This is a genomic window from Trichocoleus sp. FACHB-90 (assembly GCF_014695505.1).
Lineage (GTDB): Bacteria > Cyanobacteriota > Cyanobacteriia > Cyanobacteriales > FACHB-T130 > Funiculus > Funiculus sociatus.
Genome location: NZ_JACJOK010000017.1, coordinates 74,528 through 95,240, shown reverse-complemented (window position 1 = coordinate 95,240; position 20,713 = coordinate 74,528). Strand labels below are relative to the sequence as shown.

Genomic DNA, 20,713 nt, shown 5'->3' with positions numbered 1-20,713 from the left:
TTCGTAGATATAATTTTCATAACGAATTGTGTAATTACGTCCCATTTCTTTAAATGGTAGCCGTTCCGTTGGTGATTTTTTACACTGAACACAATTAAATTGGCGGCGAGGGACTTCTAAGTAAACTCCTTGGCCACAAATGGCTAAATCTCGGACTAAATTTGGTCGATTTTGGTGTAACTTATCAGTATAGTGTCCGCAAAATGGGCAGTTAATTCCTTCATTTAACAACTCTAATTTCAGAATGAAGAATCCTTCTTTTTGATAAGCGGTGAAAACCGTAACGTTCGGTAAGTTTAATAAGGTATCTAGATGAAAGTCCATTGTTCTTTTTGGGTAAAATGTAGCGATTGCTACATTTTACCCCATGATGCCGCAAGACCCCTTATGACATCGTTGGGGCTGTTCCTGATATACACGAATTTTGGATACCTAAATTTGAAGAGCTAGCCGCAGGTAGTGAGCAGATTGAAAGAATCATTTGTAAGGAATCAAATATTCAAGAAATTTTTAAAAAGGCTTCAAATACATTCAGTAAAACTCCAAGGAAAAGCATCTCAGGAAACGAGTTAAAAGCCCTTCCAGCTTCTAAGGAAGATGTAGAAAATAATACAGAAAATGAAAGTAACCCTTGAACCTCAACAAAAACTCCTACCGTTTTAGGGAAAGATATTTCAGTCCCAGAGATCGCACTTCAGCGTTGGCGAGAATAGGGATATTCCCACTCCAATAGATACAGATACTCATGAAAATAATTCTAGTGCGATCGCCTACCGCCGTAGCTTGGGTTGACGCTCTTGTAAGCCAACGCCTACTCCCGTCCAATATCTACGCCAAATGCAGCGATCGCATTTCAGCATTGACGAGGATAGCGATCGCTTAATTTATCAATCGCGCCAGATCCTAATTGGTAGGCATCAGAAATGCACTCGGTAAAGATGGCATTTAAGTCAAATCCACCGAAAAATTGACTCTGCTGAACTAAAATGTAGCGCTCATCTTGAAACTGGTAAATTTCAATTTTCTGTCGGCGGATGCTCCAGAGTTCACTGACTCGATAGGGCAGATAATCATTAACGCTGGTGAATGAAGTAATATCACACTCAATTGCCAAATTGGGTGGAGGATCATTACTCCAGTCAATTCGACGTTTTCCTACTACTGGTAACTCACCGATATAGAAAAAATGGTCAGGGATGACACCACTATGCTCAGGCAAATCCATCGTGGTTTCATGGTAAGAATCGAACCTCAGCCCCCGGTGGCGTAGCAACACCTTTACCATATCCACGATAATGTCGAGTTGCTTACCATGTTCAGGCAAAGGAACCATCAGTAATAGTTCTCCATCGCGGTACTTGATGCGAGGGGAAGTGCGATCGCCTAAATGTTCAAGCATTGCTTGATAATCCTGCCAAGTTCCAGGGACTCTTACCACTGCCCCTGCTGGCAATTCGATGGCATCGGGTTTAACGATCACGTTAATCATCGGCAGCCTGCTCGATCACTTAAGAATTATTATCGCTCTTTAGTAGATGTTAGGTTTCGCAATGCCTAACCCAACCGACAGGCGATATTCGATCTGCTTGGCTTTACTAGCGCGATCGCACTGCACTCCTCTCCGACTATCCCTCTTGCACCCGATCTCTGAAACTCATAGATGGAGCCATTCCATCTTGACAAACTACTCTCAAAATGAGAGTATAAATTTATGTGTTTTTGCTTATTGCGTATGAAAGTAAAGACAAATGCACCTAATTTCGATTCGCAACCTCCGCGTTGATGCGGCCCAGTACCCCGATGTCAAAAAGCAAATCGACGCATGGTACGCAACCGTTAACAAGGCAGAATGGCAGAACTTGGAGGACGTTCGTAAGATTTACCGAGATGCTGAAGCAGTTGGGAACTTCACCGTCTTCAACATCAAAGGCAATGACTATCGCCTGATTGTCGGTATGGACTACGAAGACCAAACGGTTTTCTACAAATATTTTTTAACTCATGCCGAATACGACAAGGGCAACTGGAAAAATGACCCTTACTTTTGATCAAGCCGCTTATCGCAATCTACTAGCAGAAGTCGCTCCCAAAGTGATTGAGACAGAAGAGGAGTACGCTCGCATTTTGGCAGTGACAGAAAGGCTTACGTTTGCAAAAAACCGAACTCCAGAGGAGCGAACTTTGCACAAGTTGCTAGTGATGTTGATTGAAGCGTATGAGGCACAGAACTATCCGATGGATCAAGCTGCACCTCATGAAATCCTCCAACACATTCTGGAATCCAGTGGCACTCGTCAAGCTGACTTGGTGGGTGTTATTGGATCGAGTGGCGTAGTGTCCGAGGTTGTGAATGGCAAGCGCTCAATTAGTAAGGCACAAGCCAAGGCGCTTGGCGATTACTTTAAAGTGTCGCCGACGCTGTTTATCTGATGCGTCTGTCAAATTACTGAGCTTGATATTGGAGGGATAAATCTTTCTGAACCATTGGAAAAATACTATCCATCATCCCAAAATCTTGCTTGCCTGGATGTGTTTGACTTAATTGCGATCGCATTTCAGGATTGAGGGGGATAGCGAAGCTGCTACGCTAATGCTCAATTTATCAATCGCGCCTGATCCCAATTGATAGGAATCAGAAATGCGCTCGGTAAAAGCCTATCTCGCTACGCTCAACTGTTGACTCAAAAAAATTCATTTCCTAATCTCTATCTAGAGAGATATTGACCCAGTTACATCTAACTTGTAAAAACTGGACGGGAGCGTATTTGCTGGCTCTTCATTACCGCAACGCTACCGCGCCTTTAGACAGCGAAAGCACTGAAGGATACACCACCAACAACAGAAAGGGAGAAAGCGATCGCACTATGGCTAAACCCGTAATTATGACAGTTGATGATGATCCGGAAGTCCTCAGAGCGATCGCCCGCGACTTACAGCGAGAATATGGCGATCGCTTTCGCGTGTTGCGTGCCGAGTCGGGAGCAGTAGCACTGGAAGCACTGCAACAATTGAAACTCCGCAACCAATCCCCCGCACTGTTTCTAGTAGATCAAAGAATGCCGCAAATGTCCGGCGTAGAATTTCTCGAACAAGCACTCTCACTATTCCCAAATACAAAACGCGCCTTGCTCACCGCCTATGCAGACACGGATGCAGCCATTCGCGCCATCAACACAACCCAGATCGATTACTACCTGATGAAGCCTTGGGACCCGCCAGAGGAAAGCCTGTATCCAGTTCTAGACGATTTGCTCGATGACTGGCTGGCAAGCTTCCGGGCGCCCTTTGAAGGCATTCGCGTGATTGGGAACCGCTGGTCGCCCCATTCCCATCAACTTAAAGACTTCCTAGCTCGAAATCAAGTGCCTTTTGAATGGTTGGATATCGAATTATCACAAGAAGCACAACAACTCATTACCTACGCCGACTGTCATCAGCGACACCTGCCCCTCGTACTCTTCCCCGACGGTACGAGAATTGAAAAGCCAACAAACATACAAGTTGCCGAGAAGATTGGGTTACAGACGCAAGCTGGAAAGCCATTTTATGACCTAATTATCGTTGGTGGCGGCCCCGCAGGCCTAGCCGCAGCAGTCTACGGCGCATCCGAAGGGCTGCACACCGTCATGGTGGAACGAGAAGCCCCAGGTGGACAAGCAGGGACAAGTTCCCGCATTGAAAACTATCTCGGCTTTCCAGTCGGTTTAAGTGGAAGCGATTTGGCGCGGCGTGCAGTGACACAGGCGAGACGCTTTGGCGTGGAAATTCTCACACCCCAAGAAGTAACAGGCATTCGCGTCCAAGACCAGTATCGTTTTATTACCTTCGCAGATGGTAGCGAAATTAGTTGTCACGCCCTGATTCTGGCGCTTGGCGTGTCGTGGCGAAGGCTTGATGTGCCTGGGCTTGACCGTCTGACTGGGGCAGGTGTTTACTATGGTGCAGCCCAGACAGAAGCGCTATCTTGTCAGGATGAAGATGTTTACATCATTGGTGGGGCAAACTCAGCCGGACAAGCGGCGATGCACTTTTCTAAGTACGCCCGCCAGGTGACGATGTTGGTGCGGGGCGACTCTCTAACTAAGAGTATGTCTCAGTACCTGATTGACCAGATTGAGGCGACACCGAACATCACAGTACAGGTGCATTCCAGCGTTGTTGAGGCAAAAGGCGAGACGAGTTTGGAAGGTCTTACTATCGCCAATACTATGACTGGGGAAATGCAAAGTGTTGGGGCGACTTCCCTGTTTATTTTTATTGGCGCAGTACCGCGAACCCAGTGGTTAGATGGCGTCGTGCAGCGAGACGAGCGCGGTTTTATCATAACTGGGCCAGACTTGAAACAGGATGGACATCGCCCGAAGGGATGGACGCTGGATCGCGATCCGTTTTTGCTGGAAACGAATATTCCCGGTGTCTTTGCAGTGGGCGATGTGCGTCATGGTTCGGTGAAGCGGGTAGCTTCGGGAGTGGGCGAAGGTTCAATTTGCGTTCAGTTTGTTCATCAATATTTGAGTAAAGTTGTGTGATGGAGAATTGGCTAGCTCGAAAAAGTAATGCTTTCCCAGGCATTCAGGGAAGCATTAACGTGTTCACCCTTTCATCTTAAACGCCCTAAAATAAACCATACAAGCGCTCGTTCTGTTGAAGAATGTTTGCGATCGCTTTGACAATAGCAGATAGCGGTTGAGAGGTTAGCGATCGCTCTGGTGTCTGCGTACAGCAAAAGCTAATCTATGCGCTCGCTCTGTTGAAGAATGTTTGCGATCGCTTACAGATAACTGGCAATCTTAAGCTCTTTAAGTTCTTGCTCTAGATATGGGCTGCTCAAACCCATGCTGGTGTCGGAATTATAGTATGGGTGAGCGCTCTCCAATCTTAGGTAGCTTGCATAAGCAATGGGAATCTAAGAATACAAGCTGCTAATCATGCCAACGGTCTATAAATTTCAGCATATTGTTTTCAGATATTAGCTTGACTGATCTATTTTTCTGCTGTTCCCTCAGTATCTCCGATATCTCGCTAAAACTCTGGAAAGGCTTATGATTTTTACACTTGCTAACTTCTTGTGCTTGCGCTATTATTTTTTTTGCTTTGTTGGCACCTAGAAATTCCAGCTTGTGTTGTACCCGAAGGGCAATTTGTGGTTCTAAAATGCGATTAAACGCATCCAGAGGAGGTATAGGTTGAGGTAATTTTGCCTCAAATTCTGCAAGTAATTCAATTTTAAGTTGTTCAAGCGCCGTAGAAAAATTATGATTAATGTTATTGATGGAATACTCTATATTCTTAATCTGTAAATCAATTTCAGACTTATTTAAAATTGTAGACTGAGATGGTTTTTCTTGAGTATCTTCAATTACTTTCAATATCTCTAATTGCTGACGAATAGCTGCTTGGTTCTTAGTGTTGGACACAAAGACCGTGATACGCTCAGGCAGACGAGGATTAAGTTCACGTGCTTTGAGGTAAGCATAATATTCCAGATAGCCTGAAATCAGTTCATAGTCATCGATGCTAATCTGCTGTACTACTGGCACATTGACTAAGCCACTTAAATCGATAATCGTATTTGCCAAAGCCTCAATTTGAGCAGCTTTTTGTACAGGATCAAATGGTGGGCTTTTTATCTGGATACTGTCGAGGTCAACAATTGAGGTTAAAAGATCCATTTTTATTGCCTTGAACTAACTAGATGCGTACAAGCTGCATGACTTCCTGCGCTAATTTCTCAAATTCCTCCGCTGCTTGAGATTTAGGGTCGTAATCTAAGATAGAAATTGGGTCAGGGATTATCAGATCACCAACCTCTATTGTTCTTTCAATTGCTTCAGAGGTTTTGCGACGCTCAAAAATTTTTGAATTCAGTACTCGAAAACCATAATGCTGCTCAACAATTTCTATCATTCGAGGTAGCGTATATTCTACAAATTTTGGCGCAGTTCCTAACTTAGAGGCAATCACACCAAGAATCTCAATTGGCTCTTTTTTGATTGAATCTCGAAATTCATTCACGTCGTTTACAAAACGACGAACATTTCGTAAACCTTCATTAGCAAAAGGGCGGAGATCGGATGGAATCAACAGATAGTCTGCTGTAATCAGTGCAATTCGCGCATATAGATTGAGTGATGGCGGCGTATCAATTAAAACCACATCATATTGACTACGAACATCAACCAGCTTTTTTAAAATTCTAGTGAGAGCTTGTGGCTGCTGAATTAATTCTTGTTCATGTTCCATTAAATCAATATGACTAGGAACTACATCAAAAGGTGGTTTTGAAAATTCCGATTTTTGAGCAACCGCTGCGATTGAATAATCATTTCTTGATGCGATTACTTGGTAGATATAGTTCTCTTTCAATGTGTCATTTAGATCATATTGAAATTTAACCAATCCGGTTGCAAAAGTTGTGTTAGCTTGACTGTCCAAATCAATTACTAAAACTTTCTTATTCTTCTTACTTAGTGCCGCAGCCAGATTAATGACTGTTGTGGTTTTTCCAACGCCACCTTTATTGTGGTAGACCGCAAGCACTTTCATTAAATTACTCCTTATCAATAAATATCTTTTGATGAACTAGCGTTTTGGGAGCTTAAATCTGTTCATTTATGACTCTTGGAGCTTATTGCTGTAAGAATGCCATATCATTGTACACGGTTTCTTTTCCAGTCTTCGAGCGCACTAATGAAAAAGCTGGCTGCCGGATGATTGAGGAACTGTTCTAGTGCAGAAGTACTTCCGGCACTAATTGCGCTAAGGATGCGTTGAGCAAGAGAGGGATTACCATTGATAAGCTGAATTGCCTCATTTGCCAAAGCGAATTTTGCTACTGGGGTATCGGTAGAGTAGGTTTGAGAGAGTTGATCTAGGAGCGCTTGAATTTCCTTAGCTGCGTCAGCAAGGCTTTTAGTTTCTGGGCTGTAGTTATACTGATTGGCTTGTTGGCAAGCCTTATCACTTATCTGGTTAGCAAAGTTAGCGATATTTGCACCTTGTAAGTTATTGGTAAATCCCTCAGCATTCGACATGGCAGTTGCCTCCAAATTAAAATTGATAGAATTGGCAGCCTGGAGTTTTGCTATCTCTACAAGTTCAGTATTTTGTCGTTTATACAACTCGATCATTTGAGTACTTGCCTGGAGTGCATAAGTTACTTTAGCAAGTTGAAGCTGTTCTTCATAGAAATTTTTAGTATCTTCTTTATTAGTTGTCGGTAAGAATTCTAAGCGGACAGCAATCGCACTATCATTTTTCGGCTCAAGCTCCTGAATAGCCATCACTTTATCAGTATAGTGCTTTTGTAGCTCTTGGAAGGACTGGAAAAATTCTGTGAGTCCATTAGAGAAAAAGAGTTCTGTGATTTCCGAGGTTTGCTGAAATTGTTTCGTAAATTCTCCACGTTGAAACGTCCTATCTTTAGGGTAGCGACTGCTAAACCCGAAACTGTAAGCCTTCTTGAGGTAAACATAATCACATTGCACATTCCCCAGATTTGTCTTACTATTGATATTCCAATCTTGTATGCAAGCTCCAGTGAGATTTGCTCTCATGAAATCGGTTTTCAATACTTGAACCGCGCTCAGATCAGCATTCTGAAGATTAGCTGCTTCCATGACAGCTAAACTGAGATCAGCTTCACTTAGGTTGGCTTTACTAAGATTGGTGAAGCTGAGCTTGGCTGCTTTTAGTACAGCTTTACTAAGGTTAGCTTCCTGGAGAAAGGCTTTTCTGAGATAAGCTTCGCTAAGGTTAGCTCCGCTGAGGTTAGCTTTGCCGAGGTTGGAACTGCTAAAATTAGCGGATCTCAAATCAGTTTTGCTGAGGTTCGCGCTGTTCAGATTAGAGTTGCTGAAGTTGGCAAACCTCAAATCAGTTTTGCTGAGGTTCGCGTTGCTCAGATCAACTTTACTAAGATTAGCTGACGAGAGGCGAGTGCCGCTGAATCTTGCTCCGTTGAACTTAGCGCTTCTAAGGTCGGCAAAGCTCAAGTCAGCTAAGCTGAGATCGGCTTTGCTTAAGTCAGCTCCGCTGAGATTAGCTTTTGCGAGGTCGGGAATTATACACGGGTTTTCTCTTCTCCATTGGTTCCAGCTTTTAACCCCTTTGTTTAGCTCAGCAAGATGCTCTGGATTAGCCACTTCAGCATTCCCTAATATCAATTATTTGCATCTGTGATATCGGCATATTTAACAAGATGACACAACTGCCATCGAAGCTGCTAGCCCAAGGCGCGATCGCACTGATGGATGTGGAGGAAGAACGGGGCGATGCGATGGACACAATCAGTAAAGTAGGCGGATGTTTTGATAGCGGAGATATTAGGATGCGGTTATCGAACAAAACCTCTCGATGTTGACAGTGAGGAAGGACGGCTCGAGTTGGAACAAGAACTATAGCTTCAACTGCCTCTGGGAAAGGATTTAGTGAAGGCGATCGCTAATAATCTTTGATGGATTTTGGAAAGTCTGGGTTAGGTGAGATAGCACCTTGCTCTCTAGATGTCGTGCAGTTGCCAGTCGGTGACATCTGCAAGCGAAGTTCTCTCGCTTGCGGATATCCGCATGGGTAAACTATTCATCTGCAACCAAAAACAGCGTTTTGGCAACCTTACGATAGCTAATCCTCAGTTTCAATTAAGGTTATCCGTGATTCTACTTAAAATACCTTGATGCCTCAGTTTTCCTAATACAACAATTCCAGATTACTGATTGAATGATTCCTGTTAATAATAAACTTTTTAGTATATATAAATACCTGTAGACTATTAATCGTTAATTTCATCACTACGCTAAGCGATCGGACAGCTAACTTATCATTCAAACTTATGAAATTGCATTTCATCCCTAGAGGTTGGTGGCGATCGCTCAAGTATCTCTTGTTACTGTTTCTGGCATCATTCATCGCAGTATTGCTGGCTGGCCACCCCATCTCTGCGATCGCGCAAAGCCCAATGCCAGAACCAGAAGCAATCGAGGAAAGCCCAATACCAGAAGCCACCCCTCAGAAAAGTTTTCAGGAAATTCGCGGGGTTTGGATGACCAACAATGACACTAAAATCCTCAGAGATCGCCCCAAACTGCAAAATGCTGTCAGTCAACTGGCGCAGCTAAACTTCAACACAATCTATCCTGTAGTGTGGAATTCTGGCTATACGCTCTACGAGAGTGCGATAGCAGAACGGGAAGGCATTCAATCTTCTGTCAGCAAAGGCTTACAGGGTCAAGATATTATCGCTGACTTGATTGCCCAAGGCCATCGCCAAGGCTTGCTAGTGATTCCCTGGTTTGAGTTCGGTTTCATGGCTCCCCCGCTCTCGGAACTGACATCAAAACATCCTAATTGGATTACGCAACGCCGTGATGGTAGCCAAACTTGGATTGGCGCTGCGGGTGAAGTTGTGTGGCTTAATCCCTTCCATCCACAGGTGCAGCAGTTCATCACCGATCTGGTGCTGGAAGTCGTAACTAAATATGATGCCGATGGTATTCAGTTTGACGATCACACCAGTTTGCCTAATGAATTTGGCTACGATCGCTACACGCTTGCTTTGTACAAACAGGAAACCAAGAAAGATGCGCCTTCCAATCCCAAAGATCCTGCATGGGTGCGCTGGCGTGCAGATAAAATCACGGCATTCATGACACAACTCAATAAAGCCGTAAAAGAGAGAAAACCCAACGCCATTTTCTCTGTTGCCCCTAATCCCTACGTCACCGCTTACAATACTTATCTGCAAGATTGGCTGACTTGGGTGCGAAAAGATATCGTTGACGAGTTAATTGTGCAAGTTTATCGTCCCAATCTGCAAAGTTTTCTCGACCAGCTTACCCGCCCGGAAATTCAAGAAGTGCAACAAAAAATACCAACCGGAGTTGGTGTTCTCACAGGTTTAAGAAGGAAGCCTGTTGCGATGCAACTGATTCAATCTAAAGTGCGGGCAGCTCGCGATCGCGGTTTGGGTGTAACTTTCTTCTATTACGAAAGCCTTTGGGACGATGCACCAGAACCGATAGCGGAACGGCAATCTAACTTTCAAAGTCTCTTCTATTTCCCAGCTTCCCGCTTTGCAATTAGATAACCTGGCAATCTTTTAAGCAAGCGATCGCACGCTTCGCCTCCATGCAGCCAAAACCCACCGATATGAGCGATCGCTTGCTTCATTCACGCAAGCGATCGCTTTTTGCTTTCAACCTATCAATAAAGCTGATTACCTGACGGGGTGACAACCTCGTCAGTGCCATGCCCCTCCCCTACTGTTTGACCACGATTCAGCCTTCCCTAAGTAAGACTAGCTATAAATTAGAGCCGTCCCTCTGGTAGAGGATCTAGATGAAGGCGATCGCTAATATTTTTAGTGGATTATCGAAAAATTTGGGTCAGGTGAAATAGCACCTTACTTACTTCTGCTGGGTTGAGTAGTTTGGAGACTTGAAGCTATGCGCTGGGAATTCGGTCGTAAAAGCAGCAACGTTGAGGACAGGCGCGGGGGTGGGGTTTCTGGCCCTCTAGTTGGGGGTGGCATTGGGACAATCGTTCTGGCGGTGATTGTTGCCCTGTTGGGAGGAGATCCCGGTGCAGTGTTGCAGCAAGGACAAGAACAAGTACCGAGCGATCGCACTTCTTCCCAGTCTCCTCGAACACAATCATCTGCTGCGAACGATCGCATGGCTGATTTCGTTTCGGTTGTCTTGGCGGATACAGAAGATACATGGGGTACCCTGTTTCGCCAAAACGGAGAAAACTATGTCGAGCCTAAGTTAGTTCTCTTCTCAAATTCGGTACAGTCGGCTTGTGGTTCTGCAAATTCTGCTGTTGGGCCGTTTTATTGCCCTGCCGATCAAAAAGTCTACATTGACTTAAGTTTTTATCAAGATTTGAAGTATAAACTCAACGCACCCGGAGACTTTGCCCAGGCGTATGTAATTGCTCACGAGGTTGGGCATCATGTGCAGAATTTAATGGGAATTTCGAGTAAAGTTCGTACATTACAGCGTCAAGCTAGTCGCGCTGAGGCGAATCAACTTTCAGTCCGGTTGGAGTTGCAAGCAGACTGTTTTGCTGGCATCTGGGCGCATCATGCCAATCGTTCCCGGCAAATTCTGGAAGCAGGGGACATTGAAGAGGCGCTAAATGCTGCCAGCAGTATTGGCGACGATCGTTTGCAGAGTCAGTCAACAGGGCGTGTTGTCCCAGATTCTTTTACTCACGGCAGTTCAGCGCAGCGAGTTCGCTGGTTTAAGCAGGGTATTCAGACGGGAGATCCTGCACAATGCAACACCTTTGCCGCAGCAAATCCGTAACAATATCTGGTGTCTGAATTTTAATAGGAAGCGATCGCATCGAGCTACTCTGGATTAGCAAAGCAACTGCCATTTTCGTAGAATGGTTTGTTACATCAAGCTTCCCGCCTACGCCGTACCTCAAAACAAGCATCAGCCCGATAGAAACACACATCAAATTCTAGGAAAAAGTTTACATGACCTAGAATTACTGGAATGTTCGACGAGCGTGCCCAGGCAAATGCCAAACGAACTGGGGGAATTTCCCCCAGTATCGCTGTTAAGACGATGCCTCGTGCCTCGATATTACTTAAATTACCCGCCAGTTGCAATGCTGCCGTCTGTTGCTCCCATATTGCTCCCAACTGTAATCCCAGTTCGTAAGGCAACACATTCACCGTTGAACCTGTATCCAGCAACGCCTCCAAATCGACAGAAGTGTTTTGATAACTCAATCGCAACGGCAAATAAGGCAACTCCCGTTGATGGAATGAAAAACGTTGTGCTTCAGGCATCCTGCTGATCCTGCTCTGCTGCCAAAAGTTGCATCAAGGTTTTTGCTGCTTCCGGTGCATCACAGGGTATCCATACTTCGTAAAGTTTTCCCGTTTCTAAAGGATGAATGCTGTTTATCCCATCTTTATCTAACAAATTTTGCTGTTGCAGGACGTGTTGAAACTCTTGTGCCGAAACATCTGCTAAATGCTGTGCCTGGTCAAAATTTAGAATCTTCCGCGTGTATAGTTGTAATGCAAGTTCTAGCCGAATTGCTTTTTCTCCTAGCTGAAGAGATGCTGAGGAAACGCTTAAACTAATAGGCTCTTGAACTGAGTTCATGGGTAATAACTAAAAGGCAGTATAACTCTATGCTAGGCGATCGCTCATCGACAACTTGCAAGACAAGCTCTGTAAGTTCTTGCTCCAGACATGGGGCTACTCCAACTAATGCTGGTGCCTGAATTCTAGTATGAGCGATCGCGTCAACGTGCTGGAGACATTCGGTTGAGAATTGCAGATGACTGTTGAGAAGCTAGCGATCGCTATCTTTTATTCATGGTTGCGCTCGCGTAGCTGACAAGAAGCGATCGCGTTAAATTATAGGTGGGAGCAGCCTTTCAAAGTTGTATGTTAGCGCTCAATGCTAAGTTAAAGCTCTGAACCCTTGCCATACGCTCCGTAATAAAGGCAGTTTTATGAACTCGCGCATTCAATCATCTCTACGAGTTGCAGCGAGTCACCAACGCGACACAGAACGAATAGGTTCGTTTCTCGCCACCTTCACCCCTTCCAATGACAATCCTTTTCTCAACTATGCCATTCCCGATGACCATGCCACACCTTCACCCGCAGACGTGACTGCCCTCATCGCGGCTTATGAAAAACGTTTGCGGAAGCCGCGCTTGGAGTATATCGCGCAGTTAGCGCCTGCCGTCGAAGGGGTACTGATCGATTTGGGTTTTCGCATTGAGGGTCATCTGCCGCTCATGACGTGCGCTCCTGGAGCAGAACAGATCCTTCCCATACCTCCAGGTATTGAGTTGGTTTTGCCAGCATCTGATGCTGACTTGCTCTCCATAGTCACAGTTCAGCAAGAAGCTTACGGTGATCCTACACCAGACCCCGCAGCTGTCACCCGACTCCGAAACAGTCTTGCAGCAGGTGGAATCGCTGTCCTTGCTAGGATTGCGGCAACGGGTGAGCCTATAGGAGCAGGTGTATGTTCTGTACCGAGCGATCAAACAACAGAGATTGCAGGTATTGGTGTACGTGCTGCTTTCCGCCGTCGAGGTGTGGCAGGAGCGCTCACAACTCGATTGGTACAGGAAGCCTGCGGGTATCTCTCTACCCTTTTTAATGGCTGCCCATGAAGCAGAAGCACGGATCTACGCTCGTGCAGGCTTTTCGGCGATCGGTGGGATTCTACATATCTCGTATTTACAAGCCTAGACAACGCTGTTCACGTCGAGAGGCGATCGCAGCGGTATAGTTAATAGTTAGAGTGAGAACTTTGTAGGTAAAAGTAAGCTCTCAGACCAGTTAAGTATGCTAAGGGATGTTAAAGATTCCTGAATTGACAGCACAGCAAAAAGCTCTGATTGCTGACTATCGAATGAAATGGTATTCAATGGCAATCTCAACCCAGCCAGTTGATAAAACAAGAGCCTTTTCCGCAATCAAGGCAGTTTACAAGAAAATATCAAACGCAGAAATACCGGACATATACTATTTTGACAGTCCGCGTAGTGTAGCCAACCTCAGCTTTATAAGCCATATTCATCCGGCTGCAAACTTATTCAATCAACGTAAGCTGAACAACATCATTAGAAAAGTTAAAAATCAATTAATCAAACATGGATTTTTTCGTGATTCTTTTCGTAGACATATTGTTTGTCCGCTGATTGAACTTGTGGGACAGCAGTTCGATATTGAGCTATGGAACAGTTTGCATAAACAATTTAGTTTCTCGTCCCCACTCAATAGCTTGATACCTTTAAGCCTACGTGATAGTGAAAAATTATCTTTAATCTGGAAATCCGGTAAACCCAATCATCAAAGGCAAATTGAGCAATTTTGGTTCTATTTGACCACAGGTTTGGTTTCACCAGATACAGAATGTAGTATTTGTGGATTGCTAGATTTCTGCACCTCTGAGCTAGGATGCTTCATAGAAGAAGACTTATGGCACACACTCAGAACATACGTTTCTGAGTGTGGTTGGACATTTTTATTTCAAGATTTCTGTTTCACCTGTCAACGTCCACATAAAGTGCTGCTTGATGAGCAAAATCAACCTCATGCAGAGAATGAAGCAGCCATCGAATTTTTAGATGGTTTCAGTGTATTTGCCAAGAATGGTATGCTAGCTCTCGATTGCGACCAGTCTAACAATCCGCCTGCACCTGACGGAACGTGATTTGTCAGTTTAAAGTAAAAAGATATCTGCCGCCTTGACTCTACACCCCAAAAGAGCGATCGCTATCTTTTATTCATGGTTGCGATCGCATAAATAAGAATTAGCCCCCTGCCTACTGCGTTGAGCCGTGCCGTAGGTTATTGGTGGCAGGTAAACTGAAGTTGAAGTTGGTTTTAACTTCGGAATTTAGTCATGCTTCTTCAAACTGATCGCCTGCTGCTGCGCGAATTTACGGAAGGCGACTGGCCAGCCGTTTTAGCATATCAATCCACCCCTGCATACCAACGCTTTTATCCATCCGGGCGCACTGAGGCGGACGCTCGTGCCTTCGTTAATCGCTTCCTCCAGTGGCAGCAGGAGAAGCCCCGATGGAGGTATCAGTGGGCAATAGCTCTACAAAAACAGGAGAAGCTGATTGGTAACTGTGGCATCCGTAAGAGCTATCCCGATGCCCCAGAAGCAGAAATTGGGTGTGAATTGGCTCCTGAGCATTGGGGTCGAAATTATCCGGTTGAGATGGGTCGCCTGCTACTGCGCTTTGGCTTTACAGAGATTCGCCTGCATCGCATTTATGCACACTGTATCGCTGAAAATAGAGGGGCGGTGTCATTGGCGCAGAAGCTTGGCATGAGCCAAGAAGGTCGGTTGCGAGAGAATGTAAGCATCCGGGGACAGTGGCACGACACCCTCGTATACGGCATCTTGAAGCAGGAATGGGAGGCAAAGGTTGAATAACAGCAGGCTAACAAGGCGCTGTGTTAGCGTGCGACCTTAACCTAATTCTCATTAGGACTCTGACAAATAAAATCAGAACGAACCCAAGCAACCCATTGGTTTGTCCCGGCTTAGATACCAGCGTTCATGTGTGCCGCCATCGGTGGAGGAGTTAGGATCGAGTGTGGGAGCAACAGGAGAGAGCCATGCCCTATATTCAAGGATACAGTCGCACCAAAACACGGCAATTTCCACGTTGAGCAAGTATTTGAATAGCTTAGGGTAGGTTAATGAGAGTAGACGCTTGAGCGGCTTGTCGTCAGACATGGCACCAACAAACATCTACAGTTAAAACCAACCTACGGCAAAATAAAAGGGAGGTCAACACTGGGGCGGCTATGTCTAAGAAGAAAAAGCACAATCTCCAATGGCTTAAGGAAACCTTAGAGCTAAAAGAAGACCACAACTGGAAATCAAAGCCAGGAAATCGGATCTTCGTAGCAGGACGAGGGGCGTTGCGCTTCGATGTCCCTGAGGATTGGCATTTTGAGCCGGATGAGAAGTCATTCCGGTTTCTAGACAAAAAGCCACCGAACGATGATGCTCGCTTAGAAGCTTCTTTTAATTTATTGCCCCCTGGCAACTGGGCAGATTTTCCGCTGGTTCCGCTATTAAGGAAGGTGGTTAAAGATGATGAGCGTCAGCCGATCGCGCAAGGGGAAATTATTCAACTCAAGCGCCAAACTGCCCGCATCGTTTGGACTCAATTCAAATTTATTGATCCTGAAGAAAAGCGCGAAGCTTATTCCCGAATCTGTATTGGGCTAGGTTCTGGTGTTCAGTGTCTGATTACTTTTGACTACTGGGTGGACGATGCAGATCGCCTGATTCCTGTGTGGGATACGGTTATGGATTCGTTAGTTCTAGGGCTTTATATCCGCGATCCTCGAACCGGACTCGCATTACCCGACTAGAGGTTAGGAAGTACAGGAGTGCGTGCAGCAAAAACTGATTTATGCGATCGCATTCTTGATGAAGTTAGAGCGATCGCGCTGGCATTCATTCATAGTTATACCCCTAAGCTTGCTCAGTCCGTCTCGCATCCCCTCAATGCCGTTAGACAGCAGCGCTGACTTGTTGACGGATGGGAATCTGAATCGCAAACTCGCTTCCCTCACCAGGAGTGGAGAAGCATTCCAATTTGCCGCCATGCTTTTCCGTAATAATTTGATAGCTGATGGACATCCCCATCCCCGTTCCCTTCCCAATCGGTTTAGTTGTAAAGAAGGGATTGAATATCCGTTGCTGAACGTCTTTTGGAATACCAACGCCATTATCTGCGATCGCGATTTGCACCCATTGCGAATCAATCACTGAAGTGGAGATAGTAATTTGATCGGGATGGTCTTTTTTCTCCTGATAGGTGCAATTGGCTTTGGTTTCTTCCAGTGCATCAATCGCGTTTACCACGATATTCATTAAGACTTGGTTGAGTTGTCCCGGATAACACTCCACAAGGGGCAACTTTCCATAGTCTCGAATCACTGCAATCGCTGGGCGGTCTGGTTTTGGTTTTAGGCGATGTTGCAAGATCAACAACGTACTTTCAATTCCTTCATGGATATCCACTTCTTTCATGTCCGCTTCATCCAATCGAGAGAACGTTCTTAGCGATTTAACAATTTCTCGTATGCGTTCAGTCCCCAATTTCATAGATGAGAGTAACTTCAACATATCTTCGTTGATAAACTCTAAATCCATATCAAAAATTTTGGCTTCAATTGCAGGTGTGGGAAGGGGATATTCCTCCTGGTAAAGCTGCACTAACTCTAGAAGATTCTGAGCATATTCATCGACAAAGGTGACATTGCCATGAATAAAGTTGACCGGATTATTAATTTCATGGGCTACTCCCGCAACTAATTGCCCCAGACTGGACATTTTTTCGGTTTGGATCACTTGTGCTTGAGTACGCCGCAAATCAGTAAGAGTTTGTGAAAGTTCTGCCGTCCTTGCTTCAACTCGATTTTCCAATTCGGCGTTAGTCTGCGCCAGTTCGTTAAAGGAATCTTGTAACTGAGAAGCCATGTGGTTAAAGGACTGTGCTACCGCATCTAACTCTTTGATGTTGGTCGTTTCCACCGTTTGGTCTAACTGTCCAGTCGCGATCGCTTCGGATGCTTGGCTCAACTTTAAGATCGGACGAGTAATCCAACGTGAGGTGTAGATCCCTAAAATCGTTGCTACTGCCAATGCTCCCAGACACAGGAGAATCGTTGTGCGAGTGTTGGCATTAATTTGAGAATTGAAATCAGATTCCGGCACGGTGACAACCACCAGCCAGTCTAACCCAAAGCGATCGCGCCAGTGAGTTACCTGAATAAACTGGCGCTGCCCGTTGAATTTCACCTCAAGTTCTTGAGTATTTTGAAGGGTTGTGAAATTATTAAATTGTTGTTTTAATTTTTCTGCCACGGCGCGAATCAATGGATCTGGGGTTTCTAGCGCACTCAGGCGTTTTGTCTCACCATTGACTTTGTGTACAACTGGTTGAGTGCTGGAACTGCCAATCAGCAAGCCATCGCGTTCCATGATAAAAACTTGTCCGGAAGGGCTAACTTTCAGGTTGTGAAGAAATTCACTCACATTTGTTAGCAGCAAATCTACCATCAAAAGGCTGCGTAACTTGCCCTTCTGGTCATAAATGGGATATCTAGCAGGAACTGCAACATAGTAATTAAGACCAATATCCGAAGTGCCGCTTTGGCTTTTTATTGCCTTACCTGCTTCCGTAATCTGTACCGTATTCTCAAATGCGTAGGTATAGATAGCAGCCCAGGCTGGCTTACCTTTTTTGATAATGTCTTTCACTCCGGGTGGCAATAAAGGATCAGCCTGATAACTCTGCACCAGGCTTTTCCGGTTTCCCTTTTGATCGGCGGTGTAATCCGATGCTGCACCGTTTCCAGGGAGATTTTCATAAACTAGGAGATTCACGCCATTAACCCAACGCCCAGCGCCTGATTCGGCACCATTCGGTAGAGCATAGCCAATATAGCTAAGTGTTTCAAATGCTCTAGCTTGACTCCAGAAATACTGCTCGCTAGATTTGGGGTCATTCAGATTCAATCGTCCAGAAGCGATCGCATCTGCATTGATTTGGTTCAACTGCTGTGGCAGTGCCAGATATGTATCCAAGTGTTCGTCAACCTGCTGACTGGCTTTGTCAATCAGTTGATTAGCTAGGTCATTGACTGCTTTCTGCCCGTTGATAAATGAGAGATAGCCAACTAGCCCTACCGCGGCAAATATTTGTAATAAAAAAGGAACTATCACAATCAGCCGCAGGGGGAACTGTTGAGTAGCCTTAGCAGCATAGCCAGGTTTGGCATTCATTGGCGTTACTCAGAGAACACAACGTTATACATAATTTTAGAGTTCCCAAATAGGTTAGTTTCCTAACGGCTTTTGAAGATATCGTTCAAATTTAGGGTGAATGGCATTGTCAAGTTAATCATGCAGCAATGCCAAAAGACAATACCTTACCCCAACAAAGCCAAAGTGAGGATTCGGGGCTTGCGGCTTAACAAATCGAAATATTGTGAAGTTAGTGTGAATTTGGTTGCTGATTGGGGAAAACAAATTCCAATATTGTGAAGTTAGTGTGAATTTGGTTGCTGATTTGGGAAAACTACTAATAAGGTCACAAGATTTTCTGCTGCTGGCACTGATAACGTGGCTATACCGTTAGACCTGGGTAAACGTACTTCCAGGTTATTTAGTGCTGGGCGGGGATTTTGGGGCTGATTCAATCAGGGTCATGCAAGCAAAGTTGTAGGTAACTAGCTATGGAATTTTGTGGAACTCACCTTCTTGTTGAATTCAGTGATTGCCGTAACACAGAGCTTTTGGATGATCTAGACCAAATAGAAGAAGTGATGCGAGAAGGATTGAAAGTAGCCAATTTTACATTAGTGCAACTATTCAGCCATAAATTTTATCCAATTGGGGTGACTTCAGTGGCGATCGTCAGTGAATCTCATGTTTCGATACATACTTATCCTGAGACGGGTCATGCCTCAATTGATATCTTTCATTGTTCAGATGGTTCACTTCAACTTTTACGCCTGATGGACTATCTAAAGCTTCACTTTGAGCCATCTCAGTTTTCCTATGCTGAGGCTACACGAGGTCGCCATTTAAAAGTCTCGACAAGCACTTCAGCTTGTTTGCTTCACTCTGTAGCTTAAAAGTCAAGTAGCGCCAACTTTTAGAACTCCACAACTAAAACAACTCTCCGAGATTTCCAAAATGAAAGTATGCGTTCTGCAACCTGACTATTCTCCATCGACGGTAAACTTTGACTCCTACACTTCACCGAGTTATTTCTCAAATCTCAAACCAGAAGATGAAGTAAACTCTGTACTTCTGAATAAAGCGACGATCTACCGTCAGTTAAAAGAGTTGAAGAAAGAGGGTTACGATATCTTTGTCAATCTTTGTCGAGGTTATAGACATTGGGATGTTCCTTCTTGCCATGAAGTAATGAGCGCATTGGAAGCGCTGAACCTTCCTTACACGGGTTCTGCGACAACTTTGTATGATTCTCCTAAGCAAGAAATGAAGCATATTGCTTATTTTGCCGGAGTTGATACGCCAGCATTTTGGGTTGCCCAAACGCTGACTGATGTAGAAAATGCCTCTGTTGAACTAAATTTTCCTTTGTTTGTAAAACCAGCAGCGTCCGGAGATGGTCTGGGAATTGATGCGCGATCGCATATAACTACAAAAGAGGCTCTGTTAAGCAAAGCCACTGAATTAATTGCTGACTTCGACACCATCCTGATTGAAGAGTACATTGCTGGACGGGAGTTCACAGTGCTTTTGGTTGCTAACCCAGACGATGCTTGTTCGCCTATTGTGTATCAACCAATCGAGTTTGTTCCGCCCAAGGATGAGCATTTTCAATCTTACGATCTAAAACTCCGCCAAAGTCATCCAGAATGCTATGTTCCTTGTAACGATCCGCAGCTTGAATTAAGTTTGCGAGATGCGGCTAGACGGCTATTTTTGGAAATGAATCAGGGGGGTTATGCTTCGATTGACTTGAGAGTTGACGAGAATGGAGAAATCTTTTTCCTAGAAGTCAATTCTCCTTGTGCTGTTTTTGGTACTCAGGGTAATGAAACGGTAGCGGATTATATTCTGAAGTTTGATACAGCAGGTCACGCGGGATTTATTAACCAGATAATTGCCGAGGGAATTACCGGACACCAACGCCGTCAAAAGAAATATCGGGTAGGCAAAAGTGCGATCGCAACTTATGGCATTTTTGCGACTCAGGATTTCAAAACTGGCGATGCAATCGTGCCAGGAGAAGCAAGAACACAACGCATTGTCACCCGTTCTCACGTTCAATCTCACTGGACTGAAGCAGAGCAAGGATCTCTATTGCGTTATATCTATCCTTTGGATGAAAATATTCTGGTTTTGCGTGACTCAAATCCAGGGAACTGGATATTACAAAACCACTCTTGTGACCCCAACACCGGGTATCAGGGACTCGATCTGATTGCGCTACGGGATATCAAGGCGGGTGAGGAATTAACCGTAGATTTTGCTGCATTCTGTGGTGAAGACATGGAGGGATTTCAGTGTATGTGTGGATCTCCTAAATGTCGCGGAGACATTCAATTTGCATCTTGTTGCAAACCGGGAAAAAATTCCACCTATTCCCTAAATTTGATGCAGACAGAAATGCTTGCACAACGGGTATTGGAAGCTTCCACTCAGCCTTGAT

The 20,713-nt window shown here is 44.8% G+C and carries 23 protein-coding genes; 14 read left to right on the top strand and 9 right to left on the bottom strand.

Going from position 1 to position 20,713, the window contains the following annotated elements:
• Positions 1 to 324 (bottom strand): transposase family protein (locus H6F74_RS04645; protein WP_190437027.1); only part of this gene is annotated, 324 nt, incomplete at its 3' end.
• Between the two features lie 421 nt (positions 325 to 745).
• Between H6F74_RS04645 and H6F74_RS04640 the strand changes: the two genes are divergently transcribed.
• A complete protein-coding gene (locus tag H6F74_RS04640) occupies positions 746 to 883 on the top strand; it encodes a hypothetical protein (RefSeq protein ID WP_190437024.1) in 138 nt (45 codons plus the stop codon).
• On the opposite strand, the gene H6F74_RS04635 is transcribed toward H6F74_RS04640, so the two are convergent.
• Positions 854 to 1,489 carry a Uma2 family endonuclease gene (locus H6F74_RS04635; protein ID WP_190437021.1) on the bottom strand — a complete coding sequence of 212 codons (636 nt, stop codon included), beginning with the start codon at positions 1,487 to 1,489 and terminating at the stop codon, positions 854 to 856. The genes H6F74_RS04640 and H6F74_RS04635 overlap by 30 nt on opposite strands.
• Positions 1,490 to 1,748: 259 nt before the next feature.
• Here H6F74_RS04635 and H6F74_RS04630 point away from each other — a divergent pair, with 259 nt between their 5' ends.
• From H6F74_RS04630 to H6F74_RS04620, 3 genes are all read left to right on the top strand, one after another.
• Positions 1,749 to 2,048 (top strand): type II toxin-antitoxin system HigB family toxin, encoded by a 300-nt coding sequence (locus tag H6F74_RS04630; protein WP_190437019.1) that lies wholly within the window; start codon positions 1,749 to 1,751, stop codon positions 2,046 to 2,048.
• Positions 2,032 to 2,430: a transcriptional regulator gene (locus H6F74_RS04625; protein WP_190437016.1), complete on the top strand. Its 399-nt coding sequence runs from the start codon at positions 2,032 to 2,034 to the stop codon at positions 2,428 to 2,430. Before H6F74_RS04630 ends, H6F74_RS04625 begins: the two co-directional genes overlap by 17 nt.
• Before the next feature lie 434 nt (positions 2,431 to 2,864).
• Positions 2,865 to 4,529, top strand: a complete 1,665-nt coding sequence (locus H6F74_RS04620) for an FAD-dependent oxidoreductase (RefSeq protein WP_190437045.1) — start codon at positions 2,865 to 2,867, stop codon at positions 4,527 to 4,529.
• A 71-nt stretch (positions 4,530 to 4,600) separates the two neighbouring features.
• Here the strand turns inward: H6F74_RS04620 and H6F74_RS30395 are convergent, their stop codons facing one another.
• The 4 genes from H6F74_RS30395 to H6F74_RS30390 form a co-directional block, all read right to left on the bottom strand.
• Complete coding sequence (locus tag H6F74_RS30395) at positions 4,601 to 4,726, bottom strand: hypothetical protein (protein ID WP_277875757.1); 126 nt, start codon at positions 4,724 to 4,726, stop codon at positions 4,601 to 4,603.
• Positions 4,727 to 4,922: 196 nt separating this feature from the next.
• Positions 4,923 to 5,672, bottom strand: a complete 750-nt coding sequence (locus H6F74_RS04615) for a hypothetical protein (protein WP_190437014.1) — start codon at positions 5,670 to 5,672, stop codon at positions 4,923 to 4,925.
• A gap of 19 nt (positions 5,673 to 5,691) precedes the next feature.
• On the bottom strand, positions 5,692 to 6,546 hold the full coding sequence (locus tag H6F74_RS04610; protein WP_190437010.1) for an AAA family ATPase: 855 nt from the start codon (positions 6,544 to 6,546) through the stop codon (positions 5,692 to 5,694).
• A gap of 104 nt (positions 6,547 to 6,650) precedes the next feature.
• Positions 6,651 to 8,144, bottom strand: coding sequence for a pentapeptide repeat-containing protein (locus tag H6F74_RS30390; RefSeq protein WP_190437007.1), 1,494 nt, complete (start codon positions 8,142 to 8,144; stop codon positions 6,651 to 6,653).
• Positions 8,145 to 8,200: 56 nt separating this feature from the next.
• Here H6F74_RS30390 and H6F74_RS04600 point away from each other — a divergent pair, with 56 nt between their 5' ends.
• From H6F74_RS04600 to H6F74_RS04590, 3 genes are all read left to right on the top strand, one after another.
• Positions 8,201 to 8,362 carry a hypothetical protein gene (locus H6F74_RS04600; RefSeq protein ID WP_190437003.1) on the top strand — a complete coding sequence of 54 codons (162 nt, stop codon included), beginning with the start codon at positions 8,201 to 8,203 and terminating at the stop codon, positions 8,360 to 8,362.
• A 468-nt stretch (positions 8,363 to 8,830) separates the two neighbouring features.
• Positions 8,831 to 10,084: a glycoside hydrolase family 10 protein gene (locus H6F74_RS04595; protein ID WP_190437000.1), complete on the top strand. Its 1,254-nt coding sequence runs from the start codon at positions 8,831 to 8,833 to the stop codon at positions 10,082 to 10,084.
• A gap of 358 nt (positions 10,085 to 10,442) precedes the next feature.
• A complete protein-coding gene (locus H6F74_RS04590) occupies positions 10,443 to 11,306 on the top strand; it encodes a neutral zinc metallopeptidase (protein ID WP_190436996.1) in 864 nt (287 codons plus the stop codon).
• 95 nt (positions 11,307 to 11,401) lie between these two features.
• On the opposite strand, the gene H6F74_RS04585 is transcribed toward H6F74_RS04590, so the two are convergent.
• Both H6F74_RS04585 and H6F74_RS04580 read right to left on the bottom strand, forming a co-directional pair.
• Positions 11,402 to 11,800, bottom strand: a complete 399-nt coding sequence (locus H6F74_RS04585) for a retroviral-like aspartic protease (protein ID WP_190436993.1) — start codon at positions 11,798 to 11,800, stop codon at positions 11,402 to 11,404.
• Positions 11,793 to 12,122, bottom strand: a complete 330-nt coding sequence (locus H6F74_RS04580) for a UPF0175 family protein (RefSeq protein ID WP_190436989.1) — start codon at positions 12,120 to 12,122, stop codon at positions 11,793 to 11,795. The genes H6F74_RS04585 and H6F74_RS04580 overlap by 8 nt, the downstream gene beginning before the upstream one ends.
• Positions 12,123 to 12,478: 356 nt before the next feature.
• On the opposite strand from H6F74_RS04580, the gene H6F74_RS04575 reads away from it, so the two are divergent.
• The 5 genes from H6F74_RS04575 to H6F74_RS04555 all read left to right on the top strand — a co-directional run bounded on the left by H6F74_RS04575 (position 12,479) and on the right by H6F74_RS04555 (position 16,046).
• Positions 12,479 to 13,153 carry a GNAT family N-acetyltransferase gene (locus tag H6F74_RS04575; RefSeq protein WP_190436986.1) on the top strand — a complete coding sequence of 225 codons (675 nt, stop codon included), beginning with the start codon at positions 12,479 to 12,481 and terminating at the stop codon, positions 13,151 to 13,153.
• A gap of 185 nt (positions 13,154 to 13,338) precedes the next feature.
• Positions 13,339 to 14,199, top strand: a complete 861-nt coding sequence (locus tag H6F74_RS04570; protein WP_206756288.1) for a hypothetical protein — start codon at positions 13,339 to 13,341, stop codon at positions 14,197 to 14,199.
• A gap of 192 nt (positions 14,200 to 14,391) precedes the next feature.
• On the top strand, positions 14,392 to 14,934 hold the full coding sequence (locus tag H6F74_RS04565) for a GNAT family protein (RefSeq protein ID WP_190436979.1): 543 nt from the start codon (positions 14,392 to 14,394) through the stop codon (positions 14,932 to 14,934).
• A gap of 377 nt (positions 14,935 to 15,311) precedes the next feature.
• Positions 15,312 to 15,887 (top strand): hypothetical protein, encoded by a 576-nt coding sequence (locus tag H6F74_RS04560; RefSeq protein WP_190436977.1) that lies wholly within the window; start codon positions 15,312 to 15,314, stop codon positions 15,885 to 15,887.
• Between the two features lie 18 nt (positions 15,888 to 15,905).
• The gene (locus H6F74_RS04555) at positions 15,906 to 16,046 is read left to right on the top strand and encodes a hypothetical protein (RefSeq protein WP_190436973.1); all 141 of its coding nucleotides are present in this window, start codon (positions 15,906 to 15,908) and stop codon (positions 16,044 to 16,046) included.
• Here H6F74_RS04555 and H6F74_RS04550 read toward each other — a convergent pair.
• A complete protein-coding gene (locus H6F74_RS04550) occupies positions 16,030 to 18,309 on the bottom strand; it encodes an ATP-binding protein (protein ID WP_190436971.1) in 2,280 nt (759 codons plus the stop codon). The genes H6F74_RS04555 and H6F74_RS04550 overlap by 17 nt on opposite strands.
• Positions 18,310 to 18,761: 452 nt before the next feature.
• Between H6F74_RS04550 and speD the strand changes: the two genes are divergently transcribed.
• The gene (gene speD / locus H6F74_RS04545) at positions 18,762 to 19,163 is read left to right on the top strand and encodes an adenosylmethionine decarboxylase (RefSeq protein ID WP_190436967.1); all 402 of its coding nucleotides are present in this window, start codon (positions 18,762 to 18,764) and stop codon (positions 19,161 to 19,163) included.
• A 61-nt stretch (positions 19,164 to 19,224) separates the two neighbouring features.
• Positions 19,225 to 20,712 (top strand): SET domain-containing protein-lysine N-methyltransferase, encoded by a 1,488-nt coding sequence (locus H6F74_RS04540; protein WP_190436964.1) that lies wholly within the window; start codon positions 19,225 to 19,227, stop codon positions 20,710 to 20,712.
• Position 20,713: the final 1 nt, after the last annotated feature.

Excerpts from the sequence above, each read along its gene's own strand:
- H6F74_RS04620 (WP_190437045.1), top strand. The coding sequence starts at position 2,865 with ATGGCTAAACCCGTAATTATGACAGTTGATGATGATCCGGAAGTCCTC.
- H6F74_RS04540 (WP_190436964.1), top strand. The coding sequence starts at position 19,225 with ATGAAAGTATGCGTTCTGCAACCTGACTATTCTCCATCGACGGTAAAC.
- H6F74_RS04600 (WP_190437003.1), top strand. The coding sequence starts at position 8,201 with ATGACACAACTGCCATCGAAGCTGCTAGCCCAAGGCGCGATCGCACTG.
- H6F74_RS04590 (WP_190436996.1), top strand. The coding sequence starts at position 10,443 with ATGCGCTGGGAATTCGGTCGTAAAAGCAGCAACGTTGAGGACAGGCGC.
- H6F74_RS04630 (WP_190437019.1), top strand. The coding sequence starts at position 1,749 with ATGCACCTAATTTCGATTCGCAACCTCCGCGTTGATGCGGCCCAGTAC.
- H6F74_RS04570 (WP_206756288.1), top strand. The coding sequence starts at position 13,339 with ATGTTAAAGATTCCTGAATTGACAGCACAGCAAAAAGCTCTGATTGCT.
- H6F74_RS04615 (WP_190437014.1), bottom strand. The coding sequence starts at position 5,672 with ATGGATCTTTTAACCTCAATTGTTGACCTCGACAGTATCCAGATAAAA.
- H6F74_RS04610 (WP_190437010.1), bottom strand. The coding sequence starts at position 6,546 with ATGAAAGTGCTTGCGGTCTACCACAATAAAGGTGGCGTTGGAAAAACC.
- H6F74_RS04635 (WP_190437021.1), bottom strand. The coding sequence starts at position 1,489 with ATGATTAACGTGATCGTTAAACCCGATGCCATCGAATTGCCAGCAGGG.
- H6F74_RS04575 (WP_190436986.1), top strand. The coding sequence starts at position 12,479 with ATGAACTCGCGCATTCAATCATCTCTACGAGTTGCAGCGAGTCACCAA.
- H6F74_RS04580 (WP_190436989.1), bottom strand. The coding sequence starts at position 12,122 with ATGAACTCAGTTCAAGAGCCTATTAGTTTAAGCGTTTCCTCAGCATCT.
- H6F74_RS04640 (WP_190437024.1), top strand. The coding sequence starts at position 746 with ATGAAAATAATTCTAGTGCGATCGCCTACCGCCGTAGCTTGGGTTGAC.
- H6F74_RS04560 (WP_190436977.1), top strand. The coding sequence starts at position 15,312 with ATGTCTAAGAAGAAAAAGCACAATCTCCAATGGCTTAAGGAAACCTTA.
- speD (WP_190436967.1), top strand. The coding sequence starts at position 18,762 with ATGGAATTTTGTGGAACTCACCTTCTTGTTGAATTCAGTGATTGCCGT.
- H6F74_RS04625 (WP_190437016.1), top strand. The coding sequence starts at position 2,032 with ATGACCCTTACTTTTGATCAAGCCGCTTATCGCAATCTACTAGCAGAA.
- H6F74_RS04595 (WP_190437000.1), top strand. The coding sequence starts at position 8,831 with ATGAAATTGCATTTCATCCCTAGAGGTTGGTGGCGATCGCTCAAGTAT.
- H6F74_RS04565 (WP_190436979.1), top strand. The coding sequence starts at position 14,392 with ATGCTTCTTCAAACTGATCGCCTGCTGCTGCGCGAATTTACGGAAGGC.
- H6F74_RS04585 (WP_190436993.1), bottom strand. The coding sequence starts at position 11,800 with ATGCCTGAAGCACAACGTTTTTCATTCCATCAACGGGAGTTGCCTTAT.
- H6F74_RS04550 (WP_190436971.1), bottom strand. The coding sequence starts at position 18,309 with ATGAATGCCAAACCTGGCTATGCTGCTAAGGCTACTCAACAGTTCCCC.